Annotated in this window: 12 protein-coding genes; 8 read left to right on the top strand and 4 right to left on the bottom strand. The window is 59.7% G+C overall.

The window, feature by feature from the left end; translation table 11 throughout:
- Window positions 1-2: 2 nt before the first annotated feature.
- Both FW800_RS09780 and FW800_RS09775 read right to left on the bottom strand, forming a co-directional pair.
- Window positions 3-608 carry a hypothetical protein gene (locus FW800_RS09780; RefSeq protein WP_005791278.1) on the bottom strand — a complete coding sequence of 202 codons (606 nt, stop codon included), beginning with the start codon at window positions 606-608 and terminating at the stop codon, window positions 3-5.
- Window positions 609-666: 58 nt separating this feature from the next.
- Window positions 667-1,134 (bottom strand): PAS domain-containing protein, encoded by a 468-nt coding sequence (locus FW800_RS09775; RefSeq protein WP_216092086.1) that lies wholly within the window; start codon window positions 1,132-1,134, stop codon window positions 667-669.
- Between the two features lie 129 nt (window positions 1,135-1,263).
- On the opposite strand from FW800_RS09775, the gene FW800_RS09770 reads away from it, so the two are divergent.
- The 4 genes from FW800_RS09770 to FW800_RS09755 all read left to right on the top strand — a co-directional run bounded on the left by FW800_RS09770 (window position 1,264) and on the right by FW800_RS09755 (window position 4,859).
- Window positions 1,264-1,719 carry a flavodoxin gene (locus FW800_RS09770; RefSeq protein WP_446437492.1) on the top strand — a complete coding sequence of 152 codons (456 nt, stop codon included), beginning with the start codon at window positions 1,264-1,266 and terminating at the stop codon, window positions 1,717-1,719.
- A gap of 413 nt (window positions 1,720-2,132) precedes the next feature.
- The gene (locus FW800_RS09765; RefSeq protein WP_005791271.1) at window positions 2,133-2,915 is read left to right on the top strand and encodes a class II aldolase/adducin family protein; all 783 of its coding nucleotides are present in this window, start codon (window positions 2,133-2,135) and stop codon (window positions 2,913-2,915) included.
- Window positions 2,915-3,817 carry an alpha/beta fold hydrolase gene (locus tag FW800_RS09760; RefSeq protein ID WP_032879552.1) on the top strand — a complete coding sequence of 301 codons (903 nt, stop codon included), beginning with the start codon at window positions 2,915-2,917 and terminating at the stop codon, window positions 3,815-3,817. Before FW800_RS09765 ends, FW800_RS09760 begins: the two co-directional genes overlap by 1 nt.
- 130 nt (window positions 3,818-3,947) lie before the next feature.
- Window positions 3,948-4,859 carry an SDR family oxidoreductase gene (locus FW800_RS09755; RefSeq protein ID WP_248129138.1) on the top strand — a complete coding sequence of 304 codons (912 nt, stop codon included), beginning with the start codon at window positions 3,948-3,950 and terminating at the stop codon, window positions 4,857-4,859.
- 403 nt (window positions 4,860-5,262) lie between these two features.
- Here FW800_RS09755 and FW800_RS09750 read toward each other — a convergent pair whose 3' ends face one another.
- The gene (locus FW800_RS09750; RefSeq protein WP_446437491.1) at window positions 5,263-6,138 is read right to left on the bottom strand and encodes a helix-turn-helix domain-containing protein; all 876 of its coding nucleotides are present in this window, start codon (window positions 6,136-6,138) and stop codon (window positions 5,263-5,265) included.
- A 136-nt stretch (window positions 6,139-6,274) separates the two neighbouring features.
- On the opposite strand from FW800_RS09750, the gene FW800_RS09745 reads away from it, so the two are divergent.
- The gene (locus FW800_RS09745; RefSeq protein WP_032879555.1) at window positions 6,275-7,177 is read left to right on the top strand and encodes a DMT family transporter; all 903 of its coding nucleotides are present in this window, start codon (window positions 6,275-6,277) and stop codon (window positions 7,175-7,177) included.
- A gap of 14 nt (window positions 7,178-7,191) precedes the next feature.
- On the opposite strand, the gene norR is transcribed toward FW800_RS09745, so the two are convergent.
- Entirely contained in the window at window positions 7,192-8,736 is a 1,545-nt protein-coding gene (norR, locus tag FW800_RS09740) for a nitric oxide reductase transcriptional regulator NorR (protein WP_148852672.1), read from the bottom strand.
- A 147-nt stretch (window positions 8,737-8,883) separates the two neighbouring features.
- On the opposite strand from norR, the gene hmpA reads away from it, so the two are divergent.
- The 3 genes from hmpA to cyoA all read left to right on the top strand — a co-directional run bounded on the left by hmpA (window position 8,884) and on the right by cyoA (window position 12,527).
- Complete coding sequence (gene hmpA / locus FW800_RS09735; RefSeq protein ID WP_032879559.1) at window positions 8,884-10,065, top strand: NO-inducible flavohemoprotein; 1,182 nt, start codon at window positions 8,884-8,886, stop codon at window positions 10,063-10,065.
- 221 nt (window positions 10,066-10,286) lie between these two features.
- Window positions 10,287-10,793, top strand: coding sequence for a disulfide bond formation protein B (locus FW800_RS09730; RefSeq protein ID WP_032879561.1), 507 nt, complete (start codon window positions 10,287-10,289; stop codon window positions 10,791-10,793).
- Between the two features lie 792 nt (window positions 10,794-11,585).
- A complete protein-coding gene (gene cyoA, locus FW800_RS09725) occupies window positions 11,586-12,527 on the top strand; it encodes a ubiquinol oxidase subunit II (RefSeq protein ID WP_005791256.1) in 942 nt (313 codons plus the stop codon).
- The last annotated feature ends 1 nt before the right edge of the window (window position 12,528 follow it).

Below are 12,528 nucleotides of genomic sequence, written 5' to 3'. Positions count from 1 at the left end.
ACTCAGGCGTGCACGTGGGGATGAACCAGGCGGTGCTGGTGCAGAATGAACTGGCGCAGGCGCTCGATCTCATCTGCATCACTCTGGTTCAGGCGGTAAGCGAACAGGCCTCGGGCGGTTTCCCGCTCCAGTGTGCCGCGAAGCGCGATACGCTCGTAGCCGGAAGGGCTGAACCACAGGGAAAAGGTTTTGGGCGGTTTGGCCCGGCCGCGCACTTCTACCAGTACACCTTTGAATGATACTTCGTGCACCCACAATGCACTGGGGTAGCCCTTGACGTTTTCCAGCGCCACGGGCGCTTCAAGGGCCAGGCGCCACGGGCGGATCATCGGCCCGTCTTCGAAAATGCTCGGCACGCCCAGGCGCAGATGCACCGCATGAAACTCATCTTCCACCAGGCGCAGGGGGAAGGTAAGTTGCTGGTTGTCGAACTGCGCCTGGATGGTGACCTGGTCGTGAGCGGCCAGCCGCGTGAGCAAATCACGAATCTGCGCGCCACCATTAACCGTCAGGCTCGACCACGCATCCCGCAGATTGAGCTGCGGGTTGTGCTGCATGTCCTGGATAAAGTCCAGTTCGTCCTGCGTCAAAAGCGTGTCGCGGTGCATTGATCTGGCTCAAGGCTGAGGCATTAAAAAGCCATTATCGCTCTAAAGACTGCGTTTTTTACAGTTTGTTAATTCCACTCGTCGCCTTGAGCGCCGCGAGCTCGTTTTTAAGCTCGGCCAACTGCGCTTCCAACTGGGCGACGCGTTGCTGCGCCTTGACTTGAGTGGTGACGTCTTTTTGCACACCGACGAAATACGTTTGCCTGTCCGCCTCGTTGTACACCGTCGAAAGTGACAGCTCATTCCAGAAGTGAGTGCCGTCCTTGCGGTAGTTACGCAGGATCTCGCGACATGCGCCGCCGTTGTCGAGGGCTTCACGAATGGCCATCAGTGCCGGCTGGTCACGGTCACCGGACTGGAGGAAGCGGCAGTCCTGATACAGGATCTCGTCCAGGGTGTAGCCGGTCAGGCGTTCGAACGCAGGGTTGACGTAGATCAGCGGTTTGTCCTTGCCCTCACGCTCGGCAACGACGATCCCATCGTTGGAGGCATTGACGACCATTTGCAGCAGCTTGGCGTTAATCATTGAGCGGTCCATGGCTAGTGTTTGACGGTGCAAGTTTAAGGCAAGTCTTGATTCTTGCACGCTGCGCGCTGAATTATCGGCACAGACTGCTAATATCCCAGGCTTTGACTCAACTACAGGATCAGATTGATGAAAGTCGCCATCCTTTCCGGCTCGGTCTACGGTACGGCTGAAGAAGTCGCTCGCCATGCGGAAAAAATCCTCAAAGACGCCGGTTTTGAAGCCAGGCACAACCCTCGCGCCAGCCTGGACGAGGTGCAGGCGTTTGCTCCCGATGCGTTCCTTGCGGTGACCTCGACCACCGGCATGGGCGAGTTGCCCGACAATCTGCAACCGCTGTACTCAAGCATTCGCGACCAACTCCCCGCCGCCTGGCGCGGGCTGCCGGGCGCGGTCATCGGCCTGGGTGACGCCAGCTATGGCGATACGTTCTGCGGTGGCGGCGAGCAAATGCGCGAACTGTTCGGCGAGTTGGGCGTGCGTGAAGTGCTGCCGATGCTGCGCCTGGACGCCAGCGAAAGCGTGACCCCGGAAGCCGACGCCGAGCCTTGGCTGGCTGAACTGGTCGTCGCGCTACGCGGTTGAGCGAAGGGGCGGCCGTTGTACTATTCTCTTGGCTGACTCGCTCAGTCATCAAGCTGGCTGCGAAGGCAACTCCTTGTGCCACGGCGTCTGACTAGGGGGCGTTCTCAATTAGTTTCCCCGCCGCGTTGTCGCCTTAAAGCGGGCCAGGCGAGGCGCAGGCCGCAGGGAATGGTTGTTCCCTTTCCAAGGCCTGCAACGCAGGCTGGCCCGCTTTAAGGCACAACCCGAAGGGCCGGGCCTGCTGTTGTGCAGGGCTGCGTTGCTCGAAGCTTATTTGGAATGACCAAACCTCGCTTCTCGCGCCTTGCCCTGCACAACAGCAGACCCGGCGCGACGGGGAAACTAATTGAGAACGCCCCCTAGACTGGCTCTCACTTAGACACAATAACAAGTGCGCCAAGGAGGACGTTGCCGTGAGCCTAGCCCCTGCATCATCGCCAGAAAACATCAAAGCCCAGGTCAGTGCTGCCGAATGGCAAACCCGCGTTGACCTGGCGGCCTGTTATCGCCTGGTGGCGATGCATGGTTGGGATGATCTGATCTTCACGCATATTTCGGCCAAGGTGCCGGGCACGGAAGATTTCCTGATCAACCCTTATGGGCTGATGTTCCACGAAATCACGGCCTCGAGCCTGGTCAAGGTTGACCAGGCCGGCAACAAGCAAATGGACAGCCCCTACGAGATCAACCCCGCGGGCTATACCATCCACAGCGCCATCCACGAAGTGCGCCATGACGTGACCTGCGTGTTGCATACCCACACCGCTGCCGGTGTGGCGGTTTGCGCACAGAAGCAAGGCGTATTGCCCATCAGTCAGCAGTCGCTGTTTGTGCTGTCCAGCCTCGGCTATCACGCCTACGAAGGCGTAGCGCTGAACCACGAGGAAAAAGCCCGTTTGCAGGCGGACCTGGGGCAAAACAATTTCCTCATGCTGCATAACCACGGCTTGTTGACCTGTGCTGGCACCATCGCCGATACCTTCCTGATGATGTTCACCTTCCAGCGCGCCTGCGAGATCCAGGTGCTGGCGCAAAACGGCGCAGCGCAGCTGATTGCCATCGAACCGCAAATCCTGGCTGGCGCCAAGGCGATGGTGGCGGCTGTCACAAAAAGCGCCCAAGGTATGGGAGGTGCGCTGGCCTGGCCGGCGCTGCTGCGCAAATTGGACCACCAGAACCCCGGGTATAAAAGCTGATGCCACTCGCCGAGATACCGCTCAGAGCCTGGCGCAAACGCGGCCAGGACTTCGTCTTTCGTGGCCGTACCCTGCGTTACTGGGTGGCCGGGCAGGGCACGCCTCTGCTGCTTATTCATGGCTTCCCCACCGCCAGTTGGGATTGGCATTACCTGTGGCAGCCCCTGGCCCAGCGCAATCTGGTGATTGCCTGCGACATGCTCGGTTTTGGTGACTCGGCCAAGCCCCTGAACCACGACTATTGCCTGTTGGAGCAAGCCGACTTGCAACAGGCGTTGCTTGAACACCTGGGAGTGGAGCAGCCGGTGCATGTGTTGGCCCATGACTATGGCGACAGTGTCGCCCAGGAGTTACTTGCCCGGCATTACGAAGGCCGGTTCCAGATGGCCAGTTGCGTATTTCTCAACGGCGGGCTGTTCCCGGAAACCCACCGTCCCACCCTGGTGCAAAAGTTATTGCTCAGCCCGTTGGGCTGGATGATCGGCCGGGCTTATGGGCGCAATGCCCTGGCCAGCAGTTTCAGCCAGATATTCGGCCCGCGAACGCGGCCCAGTGAAAGCGCTCTGGATGATTTCTGGAGTCTGATCAGTTGCAACGACGGGCCGCGTATCCTGCACAAACTGATCGCCTACATTCCCCAGCGTCGACGCCTGCGTGATCGCTGGGTGGCCGCCATGCAGCACGGCAGCGTGCCGATGCGGGTGATCGACGGCGAGGTGGACCCGATTTCCGGCGGCCATATGGTCGAGCGCTTTGAGCAACTGGTGCCCCACGCCGACACGGTATTGCTGGCCGATATCGGCCATTACCCGCAGATCGAGGCGCCGGTGCAGGTGCTCAGGCATTATCAGGCCTTTCGTGATCGCATCGGCCAGCCTTCGCCGCAAGCGGTCTATTCCTGAGCCTGGCTTCTCCAGCGGGTATCATCCTGCTGCCTTATCGAGCACCATTCAGCCTCGGCCGTCTTTATTGTGACCAAAGGCGCTGTGCGTGACACTCTGCCTATTCCCATTGTCGCCAGCGGAGTTCGGTATGAGTGAATCAGTGCAGTTCCAGGATAAGGTCGTGATCGTCACCGGTGCCGGCGGTGGCCTGGGCCGTGCTCATGCACTGCTGTTCGCCAGGCACGGAGCCAAAGTGCTGGTCAATGACCTGGGTGGCTCCACCCAGGGCGAGGGCGCCAACGCCTCGGCGGCCGACCGGGTGGTAGCAGAGATTCGCGCGGCAGGCGGCATTGCCGAGGCCAACCATGATTCGGTCACCGACGGTGACAAGATCGTACAGAACGCTCTGGATGTCTTCGGCCGGATCGACGTGGTAGTCAACAACGCCGGGATCCTGCGCGACAAGACTTTCCACAAGATGGACGACAGCGACTGGGATCTGGTTTACCGGGTGCATGTCGAAGGCGCCTACAAGGTTACGCGTGCCGCCTGGCCCCATCTGCGCGAGCAAGGTTATGGCCGGGTGATCTTCACCGCCTCCACGTCAGGCATCTACGGCAACTTCGGCCAGTCCAACTACGGCATGGCCAAGCTGGGCCTGTATGGGTTGACCCGCACCCTGGCGCTGGAAGGGCGCAAGAACAATATCCTGGTCAACGCCATCGCCCCTACCGGCGGTACGCGCATGACCGAAGGGCTGATCCCGCCCCAGGTATTCGAGCGGCTCAAGCCGGAATTGGTCAGCCCGTTGGTGGTGTATTTGGGCAGTGAAGCCTGCCAGGAAACTTCAGGGTTGTTCGAAGTGGGTGGCGGCTGGATCGGCAAGACCCGTTGGGAGCGCAGCCTTGGGGTGGGGTTTGATCCCGAAGCGGGCTTCTCGCCGGACGACGTGGCGGCGCACTGGCAGCAGATCTGTGATTTCGAAGGGGCTGCACATCCCAAGGACAACATTGAGGCATTGAAGGAGATGATGGCCAACTTGCAGAAGTTCAGCCTCTGATCATTGCCGGAACATCAATGAATCTCGCGGGGCGTCGATGACGCCCCGTTTTATTTCAGGCATAAAAAAGGCCGCTGCATAAGCAGCGGCCGAAGTAAGACGTTGGATCAAGGAGCGACAAATCAACGTCAGTGAACACCGGTAACAGACTGAATACGGGATCAATCCGTTGTAAATCTGCTGTTCTCCCCAAGCAGGGAGCGGGCCATTTGCCCTGAAAGCGAGGTAAGAATAGTCGCTTGTAACAAAATGAGTAATAGCAGTTCAGGACAAGGACTGTTACCAATTACGCAACAGTTGTGCTGCGTTCATCGACTCTTCTGATAACCCTCTATCCACCCCATTCATGCGCCATCTTCACGCCACAGGCGGTGGCCAAGGCGACGACGCTGGGCTTGATGGCCTAGGCGCGTAATGCCTGGCGGTATTCGCCCGGGGTGGCCCCCAAGGCTTGGCGAAAGCGCTGGTTGAAATGGCTGGCGCTGGAAAAACCGCACCTCAAAGCCACCTCACCCAGGGGCAGCGTGCTGTTGCGCAGCAGGGTCTGCGCCCGCGCCAGACGGCGTGCCAGCAGGTATTGATGGGGCGGCACGCCGAAACTCTGACGGAACATCCGGGCGAAATGGTATTCCGACAGCGCGCACATCGATGCCAACTGGCCGAGGCTGATGGAGTCTTCGACATGGTGGTCGATGTACTCCACCAGACGCCGCCGTTGGTGCGGCGCCAGCCCGCCTTTGAGGCGCAGGCCCTCGCGTACGCCGACCTGGTTGAGCAGGGTGTGGCTGAGCAACTCATGGGCCAGGCTGCTGGTCAGCAAGCGCTCTGAGGGTTCGAGCCAGTTGAGGCTAATCAGCTGGTGAAAGCGCCGGGCCTGGCGGGCGTCTTCAAGGAAGGTCGTCTCACGCAACTGCAATTCCCGCGGCTCGCGGTCCAGCAGGGTGACGCAGCCGAGGGCAAATTGCTCCGGGCTGAAATACACGTGGGCCAGGCGAATCTCGCCATTGATCACCCACGCCGACTGGTGCTCGGCCGGCAGAATGCACAATTTGTCGGGGCCGCCCTTGGTACCCGGTCGGTCGCGACGAAAGGTGCCAGTGCCGCCGCCGATATAGCAGGACAAGGTGTGATGGCTGGGCGCCTGATAGTCCTGGGCATCGTGGTGGTTGCTCCACACGGCCGCAGACAAACCGTCACCGAGCTCGGCGCAGGCTTCCAGGCGTGCGTGGGGCGAGCGGTTGAGGGATTGAAAGACGTGCAGCGATTCCAGCTCTGGCATGGTGTGTTCTCCGACGCCTTGCATCCTACTCCCGGCGGCGAGCGCTGTGAGCCCGTCACCCGACAAAAGCGCAAGAATGTGCAAGAACCTCAGGGCGATTAACCGCAACACTGTGGCTCAATCGTCGGAGCCTGCTATGAACCTCTTCTTGTACTTACTCACGGTGCTGATTTGGGGTACCACCTGGATCGCGCTCAAATGGCAACTGGGCGTGGTGGCGATTCCCGTGTCGATTGTCTACCGCTTCGGCCTGGCGGCGCTGGTGCTGTTCGCGCTGTTGCTGCTCAGCCGCAAATTGCAGGTGATGAACCGCCGCGGGCACCTGATTTGCCTGGCCCAAGGGCTGTGCCTTTTCTGCGTCAACTTCATGTGCTTTCTCACCGCCAGCCAGTGGATCCCCAGTGGCCTGGTCGCCGTGGTGTTTTCCACGGCGACCTTGTGGAATGCCCTGAATGCCCGGGTGTTTTTCGGCCAGCGGGTTGCACGTAACGTATTGACGGGCGGCGCGCTGGGGCTGCTGGGCCTGGGCTTTCTGTTCTGGCCGGAACTGGCCGGGCATACCGCCAGCCCGCAGACCTTGCTCGGGCTGGGCTTGGCGCTGCTGGGAACGCTGTGTTTTTCGGCGGGCAATATGCTGTCGAGCCTGCAACAGAAGGCCGGGCTCAAACCGTTGACCACCAATGCCTGGGGCATGGCCTATGGGGCAGCCATGTTGGCGACCTATTGCGCAGTGCGTGGCATTCCCTTCGAGATGGACTGGAGCGCACGGTATATCGGTGCGCTGTGGTACCTGGTGATCCCGGGCTCGGTGATTGGGTTTACCGCCTACCTCACCCTGGTCGGCCGCATGGGGCCGGAAAAAGCGGCATATTGTACCGTGCTGTTTCCGGTGGTGGCGTTGAATGTGTCTGCATTCGCCGAGGGCTACCAATGGACGGCGCCGGCGTTGGTGGGGCTGGTGCTGGTGATGTTGGGGAATGTATTGGTGTTTCGTAAACCCAAACCGGTAAACCCGGTTTTCCAAGCGAAACACATTTAACCGAGTTGCCTGGTCTATTTCAGGCCCAGGCGCTTGGCCATGCGCCCAAGGTTGGCGCGGTCCAGGCCCAGTTCGCGGGCGGCGCCGGCCCAGTTGTGCTGATGACGTTCCAGACAGGCGCTGATGATCTGGCGCTGATAGTGCTCGGTGGCCTGGCGCAGGTCGCCAGTGGCGATGGGCGCGGCTTGCACTGGTACATCAATCACCGCTGCACTGATGTCAGGCAAGTCCAGGTCCTGGGCGCTCAGGCTGAGAATCTTCGGGCGTTCGCGACAGTTGCCCAAGGCTTTGAGCGCGCTACGTCCGATCAGGTGTTCCAGTTCGCGCACATTGCCCGGCCAGTTGTAAGCCAGCAGCGCCGCCTGGGCGTCACTGGTCAGGCGCAAGCTACCCAGGCCCATGCGCGACCGGTTCTGTTCGAGGAAAAAGCCTGCCAATAGCAGCACATCCCGTCCGCGCTCACGCAGCGCCGGCACTTGCAGCGGGTACACGCTCAGGCGATGGTAGAAATCGGCGCGGTAGCGGCCATTGCGCACCTCTTCGGCAAGGTCGCGGTTGGTGGCGGCAATCAGGCGCACGTCCACCTGGTGTTCCTTGTCCGAGCCCAGGCGCTGCAACTGGCCGCTTTGCAATACGCGCAGCAGCTTGGCCTGCACGCTCAATGACAGTTCACCCACTTCGTCCAGGAACAACGTGCCGCCGTTGGCCAGTTCGAATTTGCCCCGTCGCTCATTCAACGCGCCGGTGAAAGCACCGCGCACATGGCCGAACAGCTCGCTCTCTACCAGGGTTTCCGGTAGCGCGGCGCAATTTAGGCTGATCATCGGCTTGTCGGCACGCGATGACGCGGCATGGATCGCCTGGGCCACCAGTTCCTTGCCGACCCCGGTTTCGCCGGTGATCAGCACGGTCAGGTCGCTGCCGCCCACCAGCTTGATTTCCTCGACCAGCCGTTTGTGCGCTTTGCTCTGGCCGATCATTTCCTTGTGCTGCTGGCCGCTGGCCTGGCGATAGATTTCGGCGCGCTGGTGCTCGTCCTCGGCCCGTAGCGCCAGGCGCTCAATGCGTTCAGCCACATTGACCGTGGCCGCGGCCAGGCTGGCGAAGGCTTGCAGCGCGTCCAGTTCGACCCGTTCAAAGCGTTCGTTATCGAGGGCGTCAAGGGTCAGCAGGCCCCAGGGCTGATCGTCGATAAACAGCGGGCAGCCCATGCAGTCGTGGACTTCAAGGTGGCCGTGCAAACCGGCGACCAAGCCGTCATAGGGGTCGGGCAATTGGCTGTCGCTGTCGAAGCGGGTAGGGCCGGGGCTGCTGAGCAATATTTCAAAGCGCGGGTGTTCGCTGATCTTGAAACGGCGGCCCAGGGTATCGGCGCTCAGGCCATCCACCGCCAGTGGCACCAGCCATTCGCCATCCAGGCGCAGCAACGCGGCGGCATCACACGGCAGCAGGGCGCGCATGGCTTGCAGCAGGCGGCGGTAGCGCTCGCCTTCGGGCAATTCGCGGGACAGGTCGGCGACCAGCGGCAGCAGGGCGGTGAGCAGCGATTTTGCAGTCATAATGACTCCTTGTAGTCGATATGACTATAAAGCGTAAGAAGTCATATTGACTACAAAATATCTAAGCTGTTGAAAATTAAGAATTTATTAGTTGGCACGAATACTGACTACCTAAAGGTAATGAGTAAAAAGACCCAGGAGTCTGCCATGCTAAGTGCCCAAGACCGTGCCATCGTCAAATCCACTGTGCCCCTGCTGGAAAGCGGCGGCGAAGCACTGATTACCCACTTCTACCGCATGATGCTGTCCGAGTATCCCGAAGTCCGCCCGCTGTTCAACCAGGCCCACCAGGCCAGCGGCGACCAGCCCCGGGCCCTGGCCAATGGCGTGCTGATGTATGCGCGGCATATCGACCAGTTGGACCAGTTGGGTGACCTGGTGGCCAAGATAATCAACAAGCACGTGGCCTTGCAGATCCTGCCGGAGCATTACCCGATTGTGGGTGCCTGCTTGCTGCGGGCTATTTCCGAAGTGCTGGGCAGCGAGATTGCCACCCCTGAGGTGATGAGTGCCTGGGGCGCGGCCTACGGCCAGTTGGCGGACATTTTGATCGGTGCCGAAGCGGCCATCTACGACGAAAAAGCCCAGGCGCCCGGCGGCTGGCGGGGGGCGCGACCATTCCTGTTGGTCAAGCGCGTGGAGGAGAGTGACGAGATCATCTCCTTCTATTTCGCCCCAGTGGACAATGGCCCGATCCTGGCTGCCGAGCCCGGCCAGTACATCGGCCTGAAGTTGGTCCTCGACGGCGAAGAGGTGCGTCGCAACTATTCCCTGTCGGCCCTCACCGATACCGGCATGTACCGCATCAGCGTCAAGCGCGAAGCCGGCGGGCGAGTGTCCAACTACCTGCATGACCAGATGCACGTTGGCGCGACGGTTGACCTGTTTCCACCGTCGGGCGAGTTCACCCTGGCTGCCAGCGATAAGCCGCTGGTGCTGATCAGCGGCGGGGTGGGCATTACGCCAACCCTGCCGATGCTCGAAGCAGCCCTGGCGAGCGAGCGGCCGGTGCACTTTATTCACTGTGCGCGTAATGGCGGGGTGCATGCGTTCCGTGACTGGGTGGACACCCTGGCGGCCAAGCACCCGCAGCTCAAGCGCTTCTACTGCTACGCCGAGGATGACGGTATCAGCCCGGCGGCGGACAAGATCGGGATGCTCAATCAGGAGCAACTGGCGGCCTGGTTGCCCGAAGACCGTGATATCGATGCGTACTTCCTGGGGCCCAAGGGCTTCATGGCGGCGATCAAGCGTCACCTCAAGGCCCTGGGTGTGCCGGATAAGCAGGCTCGCTATGAGTTCTTCGGCCCGGCGGCGGCGCTTGAATAGATTTTAGCCCATTGACCGTATCGGCATCATCCCGGGCAAGCCCGGCTCCCACATTGGAATGCGTTCTCTGTGGGAGCCGGGCTTGCCCGCGGTGGCGTCCGCATAATCACTACATTTACCATGATTAATCCGCTGTTAACCCCTCTCTGTTTTAACCACTGCCTGTGTGTAAACTTGTTGCCATCAGGCACAACCATAATCAGAGAAAGGGAAAGACGGGGATGATTGACGACATGCGTTTGGGCAGGGAGCGGCGCTTTCTGGTGTTGCTGGGCATTATCTGCCTGGCGCTGATTGGCGGCGCGCTGTACATGCAAGTGGTGCTGGGCGAAGCGCCGTGCCCGCTGTGTATCCTGCAACGCTATGCCTTGCTGCTGATTGCGGTCTTCGCGTTTATCGGTGCCGCCATGCGCACCAAAGGCGCGGTGACCTTCTTTGAAGGGTTGGTGGTGCTCAGCGCCTTGGGCGGCGTGGCCGCCGCCGGCCACCATGTGTACACCCAGTTCTTTCCTCAGGTCAGCTGCGGCATCGATGTGTTGCAACCGATCGTCGATGATCTGCCCCTGGCCAAAGTGTTTCCCCTGGGGTTCCAGGTCGATGGTTTCTGCAGCACCCCTTACCCGCCGATCCTCGGCCTGTCCCTGGCCCAATGGGCGCTGGTGGCGTTCGTGCTGACAGTGGTCCTGGTACCCCTGTGTATCTACCGCAACCGTCATCCCAAAGCCTGACCCCTCGCAGCGACAAAACGCTCCGGCCTTCTTGAGTAGGCCGGAGCGTTTTGGTTTGTAGGGATTTGTGAAAGCGCTGTGACGAGGGGCAACTTAAGGTGCGCGCAGCGTGCGACATGTTGTCACACGGACGCTGTCGCAGGACGTTTCTGACCCGCCGAATCGACCCTTAAATTTGCACCCTGCGCACAAATTGTGCTGTCAGTTCGTGGGCCTGGCCGTGCCGTGACGGGCGCGAGTCTGGAGAGCTTGATGGATCTGCGAATCCCTTGGTTTATGGGCACTTGCATCCATTGGTCATGCCCTTACAGGCTGTAAGGGAAGTGGCAATCTGCCCAATAACACGGCAATTTTTGTGGTTTTTGTTGAGAATCGAACGCGATAAGATCGCGAATCTTTGCAACTTTGGTGAAGGATTGTTGCTGGAATCGATAAAAATTATTTCTTTATAAGACATGGTTTATACATCGCTAGCTAACTACAATCGCCCGCACTGAATGTCCGGTGCTGTTCAATATTTGAGCATTGGAGCGGTCGAGGAGCAGATGGAAGGCTCTGTGCGACCCCAGGTTCCGGCAGCCTTTCAACTATCCGCACCAAATGGAATTGGTCTGTAACAAGGCCTTTAGCCACGAAATCGAATAAGAACTCACTGCAGGTCCGTGAAACGTACAGTTATGACGTGTCGGGCAGGCTCTTATTCAATCGAAGAGAAATGCCAACCCTTGGCAGGGTGAAGTGTTGGCGATCAAAACCCAACTGCATTGCGCAAGCTGCTTTAGAGGTCGTGAGATGAGTAAAAACAGGTACCCCCGATTACTAGGCTTTTTGCCGCTGCTTGGCATGTTTTTAATGCTGGGAGGCTGCAAGTGGACCTTGCTCGACCCAAAAGGACAGGTCGGTCTGGATGAACGAAACCTGATCATCACCGCTACCCTGCTGATGTTGCTGGTTGTGGTTCCTGTGATCGTGATGACCTTCGCCTTCGCCTGGAAATACCGCGCGTCCAACACCAGCGCCACCTACGCGCCGAAGTGGTCGCACTCCACCAAGATCGAAATCGCGGTGTGGCTGGTCCCGATCCTCATCATTATCGCCCTGGGTTACATCACCTATAAGTCGACCCACGCTCTGGACCCGTACCGTCCGCTGGAATCCGACGTGAAGCCTGTGAACATCCAAGTGGTCGCGCTGGATTGGAAGTGGCTGTTCATCTACCCGGACCTGGGTATCGCCACCGTCAACGAGATCCGCTTCCCGGAGCACACCCCGCTTAACTTCCGGATCACCTCCGACGCCGTGATGAACTCGTTCTTCATCCCTGCACTGGGTGGCCAGATCTACGCGATGGCAGGCATGCAGACCCGCCTGCACCTGATCGCCAACCAGAAAGCTGAAATGGAAGGCATCTCCGCCAACTACAGCGGCGCTGGCTTCACCGGCATGAAATTCAAAGCGATCTCGACAAGCCAGGAAGATTTCGACGCCTGGGTAGCTGCAGTCAAGGCCGCACCTAAACAGCTTGATCAAGCTGAATACGACGCCCTGACCAAACCAAGCCAGAACAACCCTGTCGCCTTGTACTCCGCGTATGAGCCGGACCTGTTTCAGAAAATCGTCGACAAGTACGAAGGTATGAAGCCAGGCAAGCCGGTCAAGCACGAGAAGAAAGAAGTGGCCGCGGTTGAAGGTTCTGATACAGGCGCGCATTCAACTGCTGGGGCAGAGGAGTAAA

The organism is Pseudomonas sp. 910_23, from assembly GCF_052850795.1.
This window is presented reverse-complemented; position numbering and strand designations above follow the sequence as displayed.

Bases quoted from the DNA above. Each gene is read 5' to 3' on its own strand.
- FW800_RS09780 (WP_005791278.1), bottom strand. From the start codon at position 608: ATGCACCGCGACACGCTTTTGACGCAGGACGAACTGGACTTTATCCAG.
- FW800_RS09775 (WP_216092086.1), bottom strand. From the start codon at position 1,134: ATGATTAACGCCAAGCTGCTGCAAATGGTCGTCAATGCCTCCAACGAT.
- FW800_RS09770 (WP_446437492.1), top strand. From the start codon at position 1,264: ATGAAAGTCGCCATCCTTTCCGGCTCGGTCTACGGTACGGCTGAAGAA.
- FW800_RS09760 (WP_032879552.1), top strand. From the start codon at position 2,915: ATGCCACTCGCCGAGATACCGCTCAGAGCCTGGCGCAAACGCGGCCAG.
- FW800_RS09755 (WP_248129138.1), top strand. From the start codon at position 3,948: ATGAGTGAATCAGTGCAGTTCCAGGATAAGGTCGTGATCGTCACCGGT.
- FW800_RS09750 (WP_446437491.1), bottom strand. From the start codon at position 6,138: ATGCCAGAGCTGGAATCGCTGCACGTCTTTCAATCCCTCAACCGCTCG.
- FW800_RS09745 (WP_032879555.1), top strand. From the start codon at position 6,275: ATGAACCTCTTCTTGTACTTACTCACGGTGCTGATTTGGGGTACCACC.
- norR (WP_148852672.1), bottom strand. From the start codon at position 8,736: ATGACTGCAAAATCGCTGCTCACCGCCCTGCTGCCGCTGGTCGCCGAC.
- hmpA (WP_032879559.1), top strand. From the start codon at position 8,884: ATGCTAAGTGCCCAAGACCGTGCCATCGTCAAATCCACTGTGCCCCTG.
- FW800_RS09730 (WP_032879561.1), top strand. From the start codon at position 10,287: ATGATTGACGACATGCGTTTGGGCAGGGAGCGGCGCTTTCTGGTGTTG.
- cyoA (WP_005791256.1), top strand. From the start codon at position 11,586: ATGAGTAAAAACAGGTACCCCCGATTACTAGGCTTTTTGCCGCTGCTT.